Origin of the sequence: Halomonas marinisediminis (assembly GCF_004347715.1) — a bacterium.
Classification (GTDB): Bacteria; Pseudomonadota; Gammaproteobacteria; order Pseudomonadales; family Halomonadaceae; genus Halomonas; species Halomonas icarae.
Window position 1 is genome coordinate 1 of sequence record NZ_SLTR01000013.1, and the last position, 16,331, is coordinate 16,331.

Below are 16,331 nucleotides of genomic sequence, written 5' to 3' on the forward strand. Positions count from 1 at the left end.
CCGCTCTGCGCCGATGGTAGTGTGGGGCCTCCCCATGCGAGAGTAGGTCATCGTCAGGCACTTATTCAGAAACCCCGGCCCTTGGTCGGGGTTTCGTCGTTTTAGGGGCCTCCCCATGGAGAGTCCCGGAATGCCGGCCGGCGGAGCACCGGAGCGCCGGCCGCCGGAGCCCGGCGCGACCATCGTCAGGCACTTATTTAAAAAGCCCCGAGCTCAATCATGAGTTAGGGGCTTTTTTAGTTTGGGCCGCCGAACGAAAGAGATGTCTCGGCGGGCAGTTGGGCGTAAGCGCCCGGTGAACACACCTTCCGCGTAAGCTCTTGGCCAGCGACATTAGGTGCCCACGTAACAATAGATGGGCACCTATTCATGACATCCCCAAGCACCGAGCGTGAGATCCGTCGTCGCCGTCGCTACGCCCCGTCGTTCAAGGCCAGGATCGTTGCGGCCTGCCTGCAGGGCGATGCCTCCATTGCCCAGGTCGCCCTGCAGCATGGGCTCAATACCAACCTCGTTCAGACCTGGATTCGCAAGGCCAAGCGGCAGAGCCAACTGCCGGCTGTGCCGGACTTCGTGCCCCTGCCAGTACCGCCAGCAGAGACCAGCCTGCCAACGCCATCCATCACCGTTGGCGAAATTTGTATCGAGCTGCCCTCACCACGGGGCACGATCACCGTGCGCTGGCCGGTGAGTGAGGCCGTTCAGTGTGGCCACTGGCTGAAGGGGCTGCTGGGATGATCCGCATCGACGAGATCTGGCTGGCCACCGAGCCGCTGGATATGCGTGCCGGTCCGGATACCGCGCTGGCCCGGGTGGTGAAGGTGTTCGGCGCGGCTCGCCCGCATTGTGCCTACCTGTTCGCCAACCGGCGCGGCAACCGCATGAAGGTACTGGTTCACGATGGCTTGGGCGTCTGGCTGTGCGCCCGGCGCCTGAACCAGGGCAAGTTCCACTGGGCGGGTAACTGGCACGGTGATCGCGTCGCGCTTTGCCCCGAGCAGGTGACGGCGTTGGTGCAAGGCCTGCCCTGGCAGCGTCTCGGCGCCGGCGGGGTGATCTCGGTCGTGTGATGTGCAGCACAGACGCAGCGGCCCGGCTATTCGCGGATGCGCCAATCCCGCTGTCGCCAGCGGGCTGGCATACTCGGCGAATGAACACGCCGCCCGATCTGTCCCAGCTCACCCCCGATCAGCTCCGCCACCTGGCGGCAACGCTGATGTCTCAGGTGGAGGAAAAGGACAAAGCCCTCCGCCACAGCGAGCAGGTCAACCAGAAGCTGACCTATGAACTGGCGCTGCTCAAGCGCCACGCCTTCGGCAAGCGCAGCGAGCAACTCAACGTCCTGCAGATCAGCCTGCTGGAAGAGGTGGTCGATGCAGACATCGCCGCCATCGAGACCGAGTTGGAGGACCTGAAACTCACCTCTACTCCGTCGGCGGCCAAGAAGACCCCCAAGCGCAGCCCCTTGCCTCCCGAACTGCCGCGCACCGAGATTCACCACGATCCGGAGAATGAGCACTGCGCGTGTGGTTGTAAGCTGCGGCGAATCGGCGAGGAGATCAGCGAGAAGCTCGACTACACGCCGGGCGTGTTTCACGTCGAGCGCCATATCCGTGGCAAGTGGGTCTGCGATCAGTGCGAAACGCTGACCCAGGCGCCGATGCCGGCGCAGATCATCGACAAGGGCATCCCCACTGCCGGCCTGCTGGCCCAGGTGCTGATCGCCAAGTATGCCGACCACTTGCCGCTCTATCGGCAGGAGCAGATCTTCGCCCGCGCCGGCGTGGCGATTCCGCGCTCCACACTGGCCGAGTGGGTTGGCATCTGCGGTGTGCGGCTCCAGCCGCTGATCGATGCCTTGCGTGACCTGCTGCTCAGTGAACCCGTGCTGCATGCCGACGAGACCCCGGTGCCGATGCTGGCCCCGGGCAAGAAGAGAACCCACCGCGCCTACCTCTGGGCCTACGCCACCACGCCCTACGCCGGGCTGAAGGCGGTGGTCTACGACTTCAGCGAGGGGCGCGGCGGCCAGCACGCCCGAGACTTCCTGGGTGAGTGGCGGGGGAAGCTGGTCTGCGACGACTACAGCGGCTACAAGCAGAGTTTCGCCAACGGTGTCAGCGAGATCGGCTGCATGGCTCATGCGCGACGCAAGTTCGTCGACCTGCACGTGGCCGGCAAGAGCCAGATCGCCGGGCAGGCCATCGAACTGATCGGCCAGCTTTATCAGGTGGAGCAAGAAGCCCAGTCACTCAGCGCTGGAGAACGCCAACGACTCCGCGAGACACGGGCGAGGCCCATTGCCGATGCGCTGCACCGCTGGATGCTGGCTCACCGAGAGAAGGTGCCGAACGGCTCGGCGACGGCGAAAGCGCTGGATTACAGTCTGAAGCGTTGGGCAGCGCTGACGCGCTACCTGGATGACGGCGGGTTGCCGATCGACAACAACCGGGTCGAGAACCTGATTCGCCCCTGGGCGTTGGGTCGCAGCAACTGGCTATTCGCCGGATCACTACGCAGTGGCCAGCGTGCCGCCAACGTCATGAGCCTGATTCAGTGCGCCAAGTTGAACGGCCACGAGCCCTACGCCTACCTGAAGGACGTGTTGGAACGGCTGCCGACCCACAAGGCCAGCCAGCTCCACGAACTCCTGCCTCACCACTGGCAACAACTCGCCTGATAATGCGCCGGCGGTGATGCCCGGACGCTTACAGTTGGGCATGAAAAAGCCCGGCCATATGGCCGGGCTCGGATGTCGCCGGGATGCGCCTAGAGGGCGGCAATCTTGTCGCGCTGCTCTGACAGCAGACGACGAGAGATCTGAAGATCGGTCAGCTTGCCACGCTCCTTCTCCACTACAGCAGCAGGAGCCTTGGCCACGAAGCCCTCGTTGGAGAGTTTCTTCTCGATGCCGCCGATCAGCTTGTCCTGCTTGTCGATCTCCTTGTCGAGGCGGGCGAGTTCCGTCTCCTTGTCGATCAGGTCGGCCATGGGCACCAGGACTTCCATCTCGCCGACCAGCTGGGTGGCCGCGAGAGGCGCCTGCTGAGGGTCATCCAGCCAGCTGAGGCTCTCCAGCTTGGCGAGCTTGGCCAGGAACAGGCGGTTGGCCTCCAGGCGGTCGCGATCGGCGGTGCCGCCCTTGGTCAGCAGCACGTCGAGAGGCTTGCCCGGTGCGATATTCATCTCGGCACGGATGTTACGCACCGCCACGATGACACCCTTGAGCCATTCGATATCGCGGATGGCGCCTTCATCGAGCAGGGCCTCATCGGCGGTCGGCCATGGCTGAGCCATGATGGAGTCGTCGTCCTGAAAGGTGCCGGCCAAAGGTGCCACGCGCTGCCAGATCTCCTCGGAGATATACGGCATCATCGGGTGGGCCAGGCGCAGAAGGGTTTCCAACACGCGGACCAGGGTCCGGCGGGTGCCGCGCTTGGCATCGAGGCAGGCGTTGTCGTCCCAGAGTACCGGCTTGGAGAGCTCCAGGTACCAGTCGCAGTACTCGTTCCAGACAAAGTCATAGAACGCCTGGGAGGCATGGTCGAAGCGGAACTCCTCCATGGCCCTGGTGACCTGGGTCACGGTCTGCTGCAGGCGTGAGAGGATCCAGCGGTCGGCCAGGGAGAGTGTCACCGGTTCACCGCCAAGACCGGTATCCTCGCCTTCGGCATTCATCAGCACATAGCGTGAGGCGTTCCACAGTTTGTTGCAGAAGTTGCGGTAGCCATCCAGGCGACCCATGTCGAACTTGATATCGCGTCCGGTGGTAGCCTGAGAGAGGAAGGTGAAGCGCAGCGCATCGGTGCCATGAGGCTCGACGCCTTCCGGGAACTCGCTTCGCGTGGCCTTGGCGATCGCCTTGGCTTTCTGCGGCTGCATCATGTTGCCGGTGCGCTTCTCTACCAGCGTATCCAACTCGATGCCGTCGATCAGATCGATGGGGTCGAGCACGTTGCCCTTGGATTTCGACATCTTCTGGCCTTGGCCGTCACGCACCAATCCGTGCACGTAGACCTGCTTGAAGGGCACCTCGCCGGTGAACTTCAGGGTCAGCATGATCATCCGCGCGACCCAGAAGAAGATGATGTCGAAGCCGGTGACCAGCACGCTGGAGGGGTGGAAGGTCTTGAGCTCTTCGGTCTGCTCCGGCCAGCCCAAGGTGCCGAAGGTCCACAGCCCCGAGCTGAACCAGGTGTCCAGCACATCCTCGTCCTGAGTCAGCTCGAGGTCTGCAGGCAGACCATGCCGCTCCCGGGCCTCGGCCTCGCTGCGGGCGACATAGACGTTGCCGTCGGCGTCGTACCAGGCAGGGATGCGATGGCCCCACCAGAGCTGGCGAGAAATGCACCAGTCCTGGAGGTCGCGCATCCAGGCGAAGTACATGTTCTCGTAGTTCTTCGGCACGAACTGGATGTCGCCCTTCTCCACGGCCTCGATGGCGGGCTTGGCCAGACTCTCCACGGCCACGAACCACTGGTCGGTCAGCAGCGGCTCGATGATATCCCCGGAGCGATCTCCGAAGGGCAGGGTGTTGTTGACCGTCTCGATCTGCTCGAGCAGGCCGGCGGCCTCCATATCGGCGACGATCCGCTGGCGTGCCTCGAAGCGGTCCAGACCGGCATAGGCCTCGGGCAGGCTCGGGTCGATATCTGTCAGTGGACGGCCTTGAATGTCGAAGGCCTCAGCCTGCCCCAGGACGGCGGCGTCCTGGGTGAAGACGTTGATCAGCGGAAGGTTCTGGCGGCGGCCTACCTCGTAATCGTTGAAGTCGTGGGCCGGAGTGATCTTCACGCAACCCGACCCCTTCTCCATGTCGGCGTGTTCATCGGCGACGATGGGGATGCGGCGACCCACCAGCGGCAGCGTGATGAACTTGCCCACCAGGGAGGCATAGCGGGGGTCCTCGGGGTTGACTGCAACCCCGGTGTCGCCGAGCAGGGTCTCCGGACGGGTGGTGGCAACGACCAGGTAATCCTTGCCGTCGTCGGTGGTGACGCCATCGGCCAGGGGGTAGCGGAAGTGCCAGAAGCTACCCTGCTGGTCGCGGTTTTCCACCTCGAGATCGGAGATCGCGGTATGTAGGGTCGGGTCCCAGTTGACCAGCCGCTTGCCGCGGTAGATCAGGTCCTCCTCGTAGAGACGGACGAAGACCTCCTGGACCGCCTTGTAGAAGCCGCTGTCCATGGTAAAGCGCTCACGGCTCCAGTCGACGCTGGCTCCCATGCGGCGCAGCTGGCGGGTGATATGGCCGCCAGACTCATGCTTCCACTCCCACACCTTGTCGATGAAGGCCTCGCGGCCAAGGTCGTGGCGACTCTTGCCTTCTTCCGCCGCCACCTTGCGCTCGACCAGCATCTGGGTGGCGATGCCGGCGTGGTCGGTGCCCACCTGCCACAGAGTGTTGCGACCCTGCATCCGTCGCCAGCGGGTCAGGGTGTCCATGATGGTGTCCTGGAAGGCGTGGCCCATGTGCAGGCTGCCGGTGACGTTGGGCGGCGGAATCATGATGGAGAAGGGCGACCCCTCGCCCGAGGGGGCGAAACGGCCGTCGGTCTCCCAGCGCTGATACCAGCGGGATTCGATCTGCTCGGGTTGGTAGGTCTTGTCCATGGGCGTTTCGGGTCCAGAATAAGCACCGCCGACCTGATGGCCGGACGGCAGGAATGGCGACGAAAATGGGGCCAATTATAGCCCGGCGGGGTGGTCGGCGTCAGCCTGACTGACCGCGCAGCTGATGCGCCTTGACCGGGTAACCGCGCTGCTTGTAGGTCTGCCAGCACTTTCGCTTGGCGGTCAGCACCGTCTGATGCTGATTGATGATCTCGGCGACACGCTCGAAGCGTGAGAACCACTCGGGGATGCCGGGTGAGAGGTTGAGTAGCGCCTGGGCGAGGCGCTCGGGGGGGGGCGGCTCGGACCAGCCGATGGTGACCGCTACCTGCTCGGCGAGGGCGTCATCGGCCAGGGCATGAGGCACATAGGCGTCAGCCCGGAAGGTCCAGAGCGCCTCATCGAGCTCCCGGGCCATGGATTCATCCTCGGCGTGCAGGTGTAGCCGGTAGCCCTTGCGCTGAATGGTCTCGGCCAGCCGGCAGGCGAAGTCGAGACGCGCCTCCAGGGTGGTGTCGGGGAGGACGTAGAAATCGATCTGGGTCATAGGAGAGCCTGCAGGGCATGAATGCCCCCGGCCAGGGGCCGGGGGCAGCTTGCCGTGTAGGAGCCGAATTCATCCGGCGATGGTACCGCCCCATCGCGCGATAAATCGCGCTCCTACACGAGGCGGGTCAGCCAGCCGTGAGTGTCCTCGGCGCGGCCATACTGCAGGTCGAGCAGCTTGGCGCGCAGGCGCTTGGCGATGGGGTTACCGTTGTCGCCCGCCAGGCGGATGCGTTCCTGTTCGCTGACCAGCTCTCCTACCGGGGTGATCACCGCCGCGGTCCCGCAGGCGAAGACCTCGGTGATCTCGCCGTTGGCCGCGCCTTCGCGCCACTCATCGATGCTGATCGGGCGCTCCTCGGGCGTCAGCCCCTCGCCGCGCGCCAGGGTCAGCACCGAGTCGCGGGTCACGCCCTCGAGAATGGTGTCGGTCAGGCGTGGCGTCGCGATACGCCCATCCTTGTAGACGAAGAACAGGTTCATCCCCCCTAACTCCTCGATCCACTTGTTCTCGACGGCATCGAGGAAGGCGACCTGGCCGCAGCCGTTGGCGCTGGCCTCCTTCTGGGCCGCCAGGGAGGCAGCGTAGTTGCCGCCGCACTTGGCGAACCCGGTTCCCCCCGGAGCGGCACGCTTGTAGTGCTCGGTGAGCCAGATCGAGACCGGCTCGATGCCACCCTTGAAGTAGGCTGCCGCCGGCGAGGCGATCACGTAATAGTCGACCTCATGGGATGGGCGTACGCCGAGGAAGCTCTCGCTGGCGATCATGAAGGGGCGCAGGTAGAGGCTGCACTCGTCCGCCTCGTTCTTCGGCGTGGGCACCCAGGGGTGATCCTGGGCCAGCAGGGCCTTGAGCGAACCGATGAAGTCCTCGTCGGAAAGCTCCGGCAGGGCCAGGCGGCGGGCGCTTCGGCGGAAGCGCTCGGCATTCTTCTCGGGGCGGAAGGTCCAGATGGAGCCATCGGCATGCCGGTAGGCCTTGATGCCCTCGAAGATCTCCTGAGCGTAGTGCAGCACGGCAGCGGCAGGATCCAGGGTCAGGGGCCCATAGGGAAGCACCCTGCGGCCGTGCCAACCATCGTTCAGGGTCCAGCGCACATGGGCCATATGGTCGGTGAAGTACTGGCCGAAACCGGGGTTGGCGAGGATATCCTCGCGGATGGCATCGGCCGTGGGGGAGGCGTGGGGAAGCAGGTCAAAGGTGTCAGTCGGCACGGCAAGAGGTCTCCACTACATCCGGGGCCGTGGGCTCCGGGTCGGTAAGGAAGGTTCGGGCCAGCAGTGGCCCGGGTCGTGAGGTCATCGTCTACCCCATGAAAAAGGGGGCGCGAACAAAACGCAAGTCCTGTGAGGGTTCACCGCGGCCTGAACGAGGGGCATCGAGGCCAGGACGACGAGAGGGAGCTATGCCAGGGGCATTGAGCACCCAGTGGAGGGGCTCAGCGCCCCTCTACGGTCCGGCCCTGCCGATGGTCAGCTCGAGCGCTGCCAGTGGGCGTCTAGCGCCGGGGCCACTCTGCTCAATCCGTTCTGGTGTCTACGCTGTTATCTACCTCGGCATCGGCCTCGCGGTCCAGCAGGTACTGGGTCAGCAGGGCCACGGGGCGACCGCTGGCTCCCTTCTGCTTGCCGGATGACCAGGCGGTGCCGGCGATGTCCAGGTGGGCCCAGGGAAAGCGGTCGGCGAAGCGCGACAGGAAACAGGCGGCGGTGATGGTGCCCGCCGGGCGGCCGCCGATATTGGCCAGGTCGGCGAAGTTGGAGTCGAGCTGCTCCTGGTACTCGTCCCACAGCGGCAGGTGCCAGGCGCGATCCCAGGCGGCCTCGCCGGCATCCAGCAGGTCCAGGGCCAGGTCGTCGTCGTTGGACAGCAGGCCGGTGGCGTGGTGGCCAAGGGCGATGATGCAGGCGCCGGTCAGGGTTGCGATATCGACGACGCTGGCGGGTTCGAAGCGCTCCGCATAGGTGAGGGCGTCGCACAGTACCAGGCGGCCTTCGGCGTCGGTATTGAGTACCTCCACCGAGAGGCCCTTGAGGGTCTTGATGATATCACCAGGCTTGGTGGCCCGGCCGTCGGGCATGTTCTCGGCAGCGGCCACGATCGCCACCAGGTTGACCCTGGGACGGATGCCGAGGGTCGCCTTCAGCGTGCCGAACACGCTGGCCGCGCCGCACATGTCGAACTTCATCTCGTCCATGGCCTCGCCGGGCTTCAGCGAGATGCCGCCGGTGTCGAAGGTGATGCCCTTGCCGACCAGGACATGGGGGGCCTCGTCGGGGTCATCCGCTCCCTGGTAGCGCATGACGATCAGGCGTGAGGGCTGTTCGCTGCCACGACCCACGGAGAGCAGGCTATGGGCGCCCAGCGCCTCGAGGGCCGCCTCGTCGAGAATCTCTACCTGCAGGGCGCCATCGGAGGCCTGGCCGAGCGCCTCGGCCTGCTCGGCCAGGTAGCTCGGGGTGCAGACATTGCCGGGCAGGTTGCCCAGGGTACGGGCGTAGTTGATGCCCTGGCCCAGGGCATCGCCGATGCGGGCGCCTTCGGCGGCGGCCCTGGCATCGCTCTCCTCGTTGACCAGCAGCTCTACCCGCGCAAGGCGTGATGCGGGGGTCTTTTCGGACTTGAACTCCTCGAAGCGATAGAGCGCGCGATGGGCGGCCTCGGCAACCATCCGTGCCTTCCAGTCGACACCGCGGTCCGTCAACGGGACCTCGGTGAAGGCCATGGTCACTTCGTCCAGCGACAGGCTCGCCAGGAAGGTGAAGGTGGCATCCAGAGCCTTGCGGAAGGCCGCTTCCCGACACGTCTCGCGCTTGCCCAGGCCCACCAGCAGCAGGCGGTCGGTGGAGAGACCCGGCGCGAAGGGAACCAGCTGCACGTTGCCCAGTCTGGCGTCGAAATCACCGCGCTCGAGCAGCTGAGTGATCAAGCGTTCGCTGGCGTCGTTGAGGCGGGCAGCGGTGGGCAGCAGAGTCTCGTCCTTGAATACCGGAATGACGATACAGGCGCTTTCGACCTTGGCGGGGCTACCCGTCCTGACAGGGAATTCCATGGCGTCTCCACAAGACAAGCGTTGGGGGTTACAGGCAATTGGGGTTACAAGCGTAGGGGGATTCTGGATAATGCCGACACCTTGCCGTGTCACCCAGTGTACCCAAGGCATGGCCCCATTGCATGGCAGACGCCGCATGATCATCTTTCGTTATCTGACCCGCGAGATCCTGCTGACCATGGCCGCCGTTGCCGGCGTGCTGCTGCTGGTCATCATGGGTAGCCGTTTCATTCGCTACTTCAGCAATGCCGCCGAGGGTGAGATTCCCGCCAGTATTCTTGGCACTCTGATGCTGCTGCACCTACCGGGGTTTCTGGAGCTCATTCTGCCCCTGGCATTCTTTCTGGGAATTCTGCTCGCCTATGGCCAGCTCTATCTGAACAGCGAGATCACCGTGCTGGTGGCCTGCGGTACTAGTCCCAATCGATTGCTGCAGGTGAGCCTGATACCGGCCACCCTGGTGGCTGTGCTGGTGGGGCTGTGCAGCCTGTGGCTGACGCCAGCGGGTGCGCTGGAGACCGAGACGCTGCTCGAGGATCAGCGCAGCCGCGTGGATTTCTCCACCCTCGGGCCCGGGCGCTTCCAGGAGTTCGGCAGCGGGCGTACCGCCTATATCGAAGGGGTCAGCGAAGATGGCAGCGAGATGCGCGGCGTCTTTATCAGCGAGCGCCAGCGGCGCAGCGATGGCACGCCCGGGAGCGTGGTGACTCGTGCCGAGGGGGGGCATCAGGTGCTGGATGATGAGACCGGCAGCCGCTTCCTGGTGCTGAGCGAGGGTGAGCGCTACAGCGTCGAGCCTGGCCGGCATCAGGCCGAGCGGCTCGAGTTCGACACCTATGCGGTGCGCCTGTCACGAACCGAGACGCTGCGCGAGCTTGACTCCCCGGAGCTTGCCACCACCCGGGAGCTGCTTGGTGATGCCTCCCCCGAAGCCCGCGCCCAGCTGCAGTGGCGGGTGAGCATGCCGCTGATGGTGTTTATCCTGACCCTGCTGGCGATGCCACTCTCGCGGGTCAATCCGCGCCAGGGGCGTTTCGCCAAGCTGCTGCCGGCAATCTTCCTGCATGTGGCCTACTTGAGCCTGCTGCTGGCGGCGCTGGATGCCATTGGTCGTGGCAACCTGCCGGCCGTGGTAGGCATGTGGCCAATCCACGGTGCCTTCCTGGCGCTGGGGGTGTTGATGATGATACGCGCCCAGCGCAAGGGGATGAGTGGATGATTGCCGATCGCTTCGACCGCTACCTGGCACGCAACGTGCTGGGAGCCATCATCGTCGTCCAGGTGGTGCTGCTGGGGCTCGACCTGGTGATCACCTATATCAACGACCTGGGCGATGTGGAGGGGAACTATGGCGCCTTGCAGGTGCTGCTCTACCTGTTGATGCGCCTGCCCTGGCGGCTCTACCAGTATGCGCCGGTGGCGGTGCTGATCGGGGCGCTGATCGGCCTGGGGGGCATGGCCTCGAGCAATGAACTCACCGTGATGCGCGCCGCCGGCCGCTCCCTGGCGCGGATCCTCTGGAGCGCGATGAAGCCGATTATCCTGGTGGTGATCGTGGTGCTGTTTATCGCCGAATATGTCTCCCCGCGAACCGAGCAGTTTGCCAGCGCCTGGCGGGTCGAGAAAATCCAGGGGGCCGGTGCCCTGGTGACCGAGCGTGGTGGTTGGCAACGAGAGGGCGACAGCTTCTATCGCTTCGGCGCCATTCGTGCCGATGATACCGTGCTCGACCTCACCCGTTACCGCTTCGAGGGGCAGCGCCTGGTCGAGGCGATGAGCGCCGCGCGGGCGGTCTGGCAGGAGGAGCGCTGGGTGCTGGAAGACGTGGCGGTAACACGATTTACCGAGCAGGCGACCAAGGCCCGGCGCCTCGAGACCCGGGAGTGGGATACCCGGCTGACCCCGGAACAGCTATCGCGGCTGTTGCGCGACGTCCAGAGCCAGTCGCCGAGTGAGCTATGGGCCTATGCCAGCTACCTGCGCGACCAGGGACAGCAGGCCACCCAGCCGCTGCTCTACTTCTGGCAGAAGATGCTCCTGCCGCTGACCATGGGGTCGCTGGTGCTGGTGGCCGCCTCCTTCGTGTTCGGCCCGCTGCGCAGCGTGGCCGCCGGCACGCGGGTGTTCTATGGCGTGGTCACCGGTCTGGCGTTCAAGTATCTGCAGGACCTGCTGGCGCCGGCCTCCACGGTGTTCGGTTTCTCGCCGGCCTGGGCGGTACTGGTACCAACCCTGCTCTGTGTCGTGGTAGGGATTCTCCTGCTGCGCCGCAACGGTTAAGACAAGGAGTGCGACATGTCACGCCGTTTGCCTAATCTCGATGACGTCTGGCCCGCCGGCCTCGGCCGCCGGCTGGGTGCCATGCTCTACGACGCCTTCCTGGTGGCCGCCATCTGGCTGCTGGTGGCCGGACTGCACCTGCTGGTGGTGCGCCACCTGATCGGCCTGCCCGCCGAACAGGTCGGGGTGGGGGCCGCACAGGTCGCTTCCCTGCGCTTTGGTATGCTGGCGTCGGCCTTCGCTTTCTTCGCCTTCTTCTGGTGTCGTGGTGGCATGACCCTGGGGATGCAGGCCTGGCGGCTGCGGGTGCAGACCCTGGATGGCTGCACCATCACCCTGCGCCAGGCCATGGTGCGCTATCTGGTGGCCTGGCTCTCTGTGGCCACCCTGGGGCTGGGCTACCTGTGGGTGCTGTTCGATGCCGAGCGGCGCAGCTGGCCCGATATCGTCTCGGGAACCCGGGTGGTGGTACTCCCCAAGACATCCCGCTAGCCCAGATCCCGATCGTCGGAGCATTGACCGGTGTCAGTCATTGGCCCCGTTGCGGTTGCAATACCTTATGCGAATCATTTACATTTGTCTCGCTATCCAACGCGAGGAATTCGCATGTACGTTTGCATCTGCAAGGGAGTTTCCGATCGCCGCATCCGCCAGGTGGTGGAAGAGGGGGCACGTAGCTGGCGCGAGGTCCAGGCTGAGACCGGCTGTGGCACCCAGTGTGGCAAGTGTGCCTGCGTCGGCAAGAGCCTGACCCGCGAGGCGGTGAAGGAGGAGCTGATGCAGGCCTCGACGGATCTTGCCTACGCGGTGTAGCACGCCACCGGCAACCTCCCTACGGTCGGGATTTGGCAATCGCCATCGTGGCGTGCCAAGCTTGAGGATGGTTCCCCCATGTCAGGAGAGGCAGATCCATGAAAGGCGACAGCAAGGTCATCGAACACCTCAATCGCGCTCTGGGCAACGAGCTGGTCGCGATCAACCAGTACTTCCTGCATGCCAAGATGTACAAGGACTGGGGCCTGAAGAGGCTGGCCAAATGGGAATATGACGAGTCCATCGAAGAGATGGTCCATGCCGACAAGCTGATCGAGCGCATCCTCTTTCTCGAGGGCATTCCCAACCTTCAGGACCTTGGCAAGCTGCATATCGGCGAAAACGTGCGTGAAATGCTCGAGTGTGACCTCAAGATCGAGCATGAGGGGCGCAAGGACTACATCGAGGCCATCGACTACTGCGAACAGGTCAAGGACTATGTGACTCGCGATCTGTTACGCGACCTGCTGGCCGACGAGGAAGAGCATATCGATCATATCGAGACCGAACTGGGGCTGATCGACAAGGTCGGTATCGAGAACTACCTGCTCAAGCAGATGCAGGAAGCCGGCGAAGAGTAATCACTCCCCCCTTTTTCTCGTCGGCCCTGTCCCGAGGTGCCTCCTTCAGGACCCATCGACCGTGACTCCCGGCGCCCAGGTGGCGCCGGTGTGCGTTTCTGCCTCCCGACCCGAGCAGGTCCGTCTCAGAAGGCCTTCTCCAGCTCGAAGCGTGGGACAGGTTCGCCCTGCACCTTGACCAGTTCGTTGAACATCGCGAGGGGGCGCACCCAGAGGCCGTATTCGCCATAGAGGGCGCGATAGACCACCAGAGGCTCCTCGGTCTCGCTGTGATGGGCCATGCCGAGCACCTCGTAACGGTTGCCCTTGTAGTGGCAGTAGATTCCGGGAACCGGCAGTGGGCGGGTCATGACACTCTCCTGAAGTAAGAAAAGAACTCTGAAACGAACTCTGGTAAGGGCTGCTGTTGGTGGCGCGGTTATTCTATGAATCCAGGAGGCTCAGGCGCCAGTCTGGTGGCTGCCGGCCCGCTTGGCCAGCCTTGCCAGGGTGCGTGATGCGGCCACGAAGCCGAAGCTGCCGGTGACGAAGGTGGCGGCGCCGAAGCCGGAGGCGCAGTCCAGGCGGGTGGCTTCGCCGCTGCCCGGTTTCTGAAAGCACACCTCGCCGTCGCTGCCCGGATAGACCAGTTGCTCGTCGGAGTAGACACACTCCACCGAGAAGCGCCGCCGGGGGTTGCGCGAGAACCCGAAGTCGCGGCGCAGCCGAGAGCGCACCTTGGCCAGCAGGGGGTCATGTTCAGTGCGCGACAGGTCGGCCACCTTGATACGGGTGGGGTCGGTCTGGCCGCCGGCGGCACCGGTTACCGTGATCGGCAGCTTGCGCCGTCGACACCAGGCGATCAGCGCCGCCTTGGCCACCACGCTGTCGATGGCATCGATCACATGGTCGGCATCCTCGGGGATGCGCTCGGCCAGGTTGGTGGGGGTGACGAAGGCGGTATCGGCCACGATCTCGATGCCTGGCTGAATCGCCCGACAGCGCTCGGCCAGCACCTCCACCTTGGGACGGCCTACGGTACCGTCCAGGGCGTGGAGCTGGCGGTTGGTATTGGAGACGCAGACATCGTCCAGGTCGATCAGGGTCAGCTTGCCGATGCCGGAGCGGGCCAGGGCCTCCACGGCCCAGCTGCCGACGCCTCCCACCCCGACGACCACGATATGGGCGCTGCGGAAGTATGCGAAGGCACGTGCGCCGTAGAGACGGCGGATGCCTCCGAAGCGCAGGTCGTGGTCATCCTCGGTGAGGCCGGCGGGAGAGGCGGTAATGGGATCGCTCATGGTCTCATGGAGTCGTGAGTGGGACGGTGGATGGTGCCGCGGTGGCGGGCCAGGGGATCTCGGTGGCCGAGAGGGTCTCTACGTTATCCTGGGGCAGGTGGCCGCTCCAGCCGAACCGCTCGAACAGCGCGCGCATGGCGCCATCCGGAGCACACTCGATGCGCAGCCGCTGGTCCGTCTCAGGATGATGGAAGGCCAGCCCCACGGCGGCCAGCAGCAGACGGGGTGTGTCCAGCTGCTCGGCGAAGAAGCGATTATGCTTGCCCTTGCCATGCTTGGCGTCACCGATGATCGGATAGCCACGCCGGGAGAAGTGGCGGCGGATCTGGTGGCGGCGTCCGGTCAGAGGGTATGCCTCCATCAGCGAGTAGCGGCTCTGGGGGTAGCGATCCACCTGTATCGGCAGCTCCACGCTGTCCAGGCGGCGCACCACGGTGATCGCCTCCTGGGCCGGCATCTCCGCCTTGGGGCGGCGACCATCCTCCTCGCGCAGCGCATAGTCGAGGTGCTCGGCCTCGGGGCCGATACCACGCACCACCGCCAGGTAGCGCTTGACGACATCGCGCTCGGCGAAGGCGTCGCCCAGGCGAGTGGCGATCTCCGAGGAGAGGGCGAACACCATGGCTCCCGAGGTGGGGCGGTCGAGGCGGTGGACCGGATATACCCGCTGGCCCAGCTGGTCGCGCAGGCGCTGCAGCAGAAACTCGCGCTCACCCCGAGCCAGGGCCGTGCGGTGCACCAGCAGCCCGGCGGGCTTGTGCACGATCACCAGGTGTTCGTCGCGATAGAGGATACGCAGCTCGTCCGCCATGGCCCGGGTCCAATTCAGAAAGGGCGGCCATTGTCGCCTTCAGCCGTGGGGATGTCATCCCCGGTGGAGGGGTGCCTCATCGACGCCTGCTGCCAATCCATCGAGGCGCCTTCGGATTACTCGAGGGGTCAGTTGCGCACAGGCATGTAGGGAACGTCGGCCAGGCGACGCACCTCGACGTGGGAGAGCCAGTCGATATCCGCGGCGCGCTCCTTCAGGTCGCGTATCACCGCCTGACTCTTCCGGGGATAGCCTTCGTCCAGGCAGATGACCACCGTCACCGCATCCTCCAGATAGTGCAGCTCCAGCTCGCGGATCTCCGGCCACACCTCGAGAGAGGACCAGCGCCGGGCCAGGGCAGCCTCGACCGCGGGTCGTAATGGCAACCCCGGGAAGCGACTGGGGTCCCCCTCGCCGGCGTCATCCTCGGGATCGATATGGAAGGTCAGGTCGGTCAGGGCGGGGAAGCCGTTACGCAGGCGGCGACTCACCTCGTTGCCGATCTCGTGCCCCTCGGAGACGCTGATTCGTGGTGACACCACCACATGCAAGTCGAGCATGGTGCGGCCCGCCGACTGGCGGGTGCGCAGGTCGTGGATGCCGCGAACGCCGGGCACGCTCATCGCCATCTGGCGCATCTCTTCCTGGGTGGCCACGGGCAGGGCGGTGTCCACGAGCTCGCGGCCCGAGTCCCACAGCAGGTCCCAGCCAACCTTGCCGACCAGCAGACCAACGATGACCGCGGCCGCGGTATCGATCCAGGTGGCACCGAACTGGCTACCGATCAGCGCCACCATGACCACGCCGGTGGAGAGCACGTCGCTACGGTGGTGCCAGGCGTTGGCCTCGAGCATCTTCGATCCGATGCGCTTCGCCACCCGACGGGTGATATGGAAGAGCCACTCCTTGGCGAGCAGTGCCAGGGCGGTGAGCAGGATCGCCCAGATACCGGGTGGGGGGATCCGGGTGTCGGAGAGCAGCCGATCCAGGCTCGACCAGGCGATTGCGCCGGCCACGAAGATCAGCACGCTACCCAGAAACAGGGTCGCCAGGGTCTCGATACGCCCGTGGCCGTAGTGATGATCATGGTCGGGGCCCTGGTGGCCGTAGTGGGAGGCGGCGATCACGAAGCCATCGGTCACCAGATCGGAGAAGGAGTGCACGCCATCCGCCACCATCGCGGCGGAGCCGACGATCCAGCCCACGATGACCTTGGCCACGCCCAGCACGCAGTTCGTGCCTATCGAGAGATAGGTGACGCGACGGGTGGCCTGGTGTTTCTCGAGATGGGTCTGCATGGGCGGGTCCGAGAGGGGGCTTCCAGGAGGTAAGCGTAGAGGCTGTGGCCAAAATA

At 65.0% G+C, this 16,331-nt stretch carries 16 protein-coding genes; 8 read left to right on the plus strand and 8 right to left on the minus strand.

The annotated features are described in order from the left end of the window. Nucleotides 1-369 precede the first annotated feature (369 nt). The 3 genes from tnpA (at nucleotide 370) to tnpC (ending at nucleotide 2,680) form a co-directional block, all read left to right on the plus strand. Nucleotides 370-738: an IS66-like element accessory protein TnpA gene (tnpA, locus tag E0702_RS10385; protein WP_132043547.1), complete on the plus strand. Its 369-nt coding sequence runs from the start codon at nucleotides 370-372 to the stop codon at nucleotides 736-738. Next, on the plus strand, nucleotides 705-1,070 hold the full coding sequence (tnpB, locus tag E0702_RS10390; RefSeq protein WP_132043549.1) for an IS66 family insertion sequence element accessory protein TnpB: 366 nt from the start codon (nucleotides 705-707) through the stop codon (nucleotides 1,068-1,070). The genes tnpA and tnpB overlap by 34 nt, the downstream gene beginning before the upstream one ends. A gap of 80 nt (nucleotides 1,071-1,150) precedes the next feature. After that, entirely contained in the window at nucleotides 1,151-2,680 is a 1,530-nt protein-coding gene (tnpC, locus tag E0702_RS10395) for an IS66 family transposase (protein ID WP_132043551.1), read from the plus strand. An 89-nt stretch (nucleotides 2,681-2,769) separates the two neighbouring features. Here the strand turns inward: tnpC and E0702_RS10400 are convergent, their stop codons facing one another. From E0702_RS10400 to E0702_RS10415, 4 genes are all read right to left on the minus strand, one after another. Beyond that, nucleotides 2,770-5,613, minus strand: coding sequence for a valine--tRNA ligase (locus E0702_RS10400; RefSeq protein ID WP_132043553.1), 2,844 nt, complete (start codon nucleotides 5,611-5,613; stop codon nucleotides 2,770-2,772). Between the two features lie 100 nt (nucleotides 5,614-5,713). Continuing rightward, nucleotides 5,714-6,160, minus strand: a complete 447-nt coding sequence (locus E0702_RS10405) for a DNA polymerase III subunit chi (RefSeq protein ID WP_132043555.1) — start codon at nucleotides 6,158-6,160, stop codon at nucleotides 5,714-5,716. A 113-nt stretch (nucleotides 6,161-6,273) separates the two neighbouring features. After that, nucleotides 6,274-7,374, minus strand: coding sequence for a branched-chain amino acid aminotransferase (locus E0702_RS10410; protein ID WP_132043557.1), 1,101 nt, complete (start codon nucleotides 7,372-7,374; stop codon nucleotides 6,274-6,276). Between the two features lie 305 nt (nucleotides 7,375-7,679). Beyond that, the gene (locus tag E0702_RS10415; protein ID WP_132043559.1) at nucleotides 7,680-9,212 is read right to left on the minus strand and encodes a leucyl aminopeptidase; all 1,533 of its coding nucleotides are present in this window, start codon (nucleotides 9,210-9,212) and stop codon (nucleotides 7,680-7,682) included. Between the two features lie 136 nt (nucleotides 9,213-9,348). Here E0702_RS10415 and lptF point away from each other — a divergent pair, with 136 nt between their 5' ends. The 5 genes from lptF (at nucleotide 9,349) to bfr (ending at nucleotide 12,886) form a co-directional block, all read left to right on the plus strand. Next, the gene (gene lptF, locus E0702_RS10420; RefSeq protein ID WP_132043561.1) at nucleotides 9,349-10,431 is read left to right on the plus strand and encodes an LPS export ABC transporter permease LptF; all 1,083 of its coding nucleotides are present in this window, start codon (nucleotides 9,349-9,351) and stop codon (nucleotides 10,429-10,431) included. Continuing rightward, complete coding sequence (gene lptG / locus E0702_RS10425; RefSeq protein ID WP_132043563.1) at nucleotides 10,428-11,492, plus strand: LPS export ABC transporter permease LptG; 1,065 nt, start codon at nucleotides 10,428-10,430, stop codon at nucleotides 11,490-11,492. Before lptF ends, lptG begins: the two co-directional genes overlap by 4 nt. Before the next feature lie 15 nt (nucleotides 11,493-11,507). Then, entirely contained in the window at nucleotides 11,508-11,984 is a 477-nt protein-coding gene (locus tag E0702_RS10430) for an RDD family protein (protein WP_132043565.1), read from the plus strand. A 114-nt stretch (nucleotides 11,985-12,098) separates the two neighbouring features. Next, a complete protein-coding gene (locus tag E0702_RS10435; protein WP_132043567.1) occupies nucleotides 12,099-12,305 on the plus strand; it encodes a (2Fe-2S)-binding protein in 207 nt (68 codons plus the stop codon). A gap of 98 nt (nucleotides 12,306-12,403) precedes the next feature. Continuing rightward, nucleotides 12,404-12,886 carry a bacterioferritin gene (bfr, locus tag E0702_RS10440; protein ID WP_132043569.1) on the plus strand — a complete coding sequence of 161 codons (483 nt, stop codon included), beginning with the start codon at nucleotides 12,404-12,406 and terminating at the stop codon, nucleotides 12,884-12,886. 125 nt (nucleotides 12,887-13,011) lie between these two features. On the opposite strand, the gene E0702_RS10445 is transcribed toward bfr, so the two are convergent. The 4 genes from E0702_RS10445 to E0702_RS10460 all read right to left on the minus strand — a co-directional run bounded on the left by E0702_RS10445 (nucleotide 13,012) and on the right by E0702_RS10460 (nucleotide 16,275). Continuing rightward, the gene (locus tag E0702_RS10445; protein ID WP_132043571.1) at nucleotides 13,012-13,236 is read right to left on the minus strand and encodes a DUF1653 domain-containing protein; all 225 of its coding nucleotides are present in this window, start codon (nucleotides 13,234-13,236) and stop codon (nucleotides 13,012-13,014) included. A 90-nt stretch (nucleotides 13,237-13,326) separates the two neighbouring features. Further along, nucleotides 13,327-14,166 (minus strand): tRNA cyclic N6-threonylcarbamoyladenosine(37) synthase TcdA, encoded by an 840-nt coding sequence (gene tcdA / locus E0702_RS10450; protein ID WP_132043573.1) that lies wholly within the window; start codon nucleotides 14,164-14,166, stop codon nucleotides 13,327-13,329. Nucleotides 14,167-14,170: 4 nt separating this feature from the next. Further along, entirely contained in the window at nucleotides 14,171-14,977 is an 807-nt protein-coding gene (locus tag E0702_RS10455; protein ID WP_132043575.1) for a pseudouridine synthase, read from the minus strand. 128 nt (nucleotides 14,978-15,105) lie between these two features. Further along, nucleotides 15,106-16,275 (minus strand): cation diffusion facilitator family transporter, encoded by a 1,170-nt coding sequence (locus tag E0702_RS10460; protein WP_132043577.1) that lies wholly within the window; start codon nucleotides 16,273-16,275, stop codon nucleotides 15,106-15,108. Between the last annotated feature and the right edge of the window lie 56 nt (nucleotides 16,276-16,331).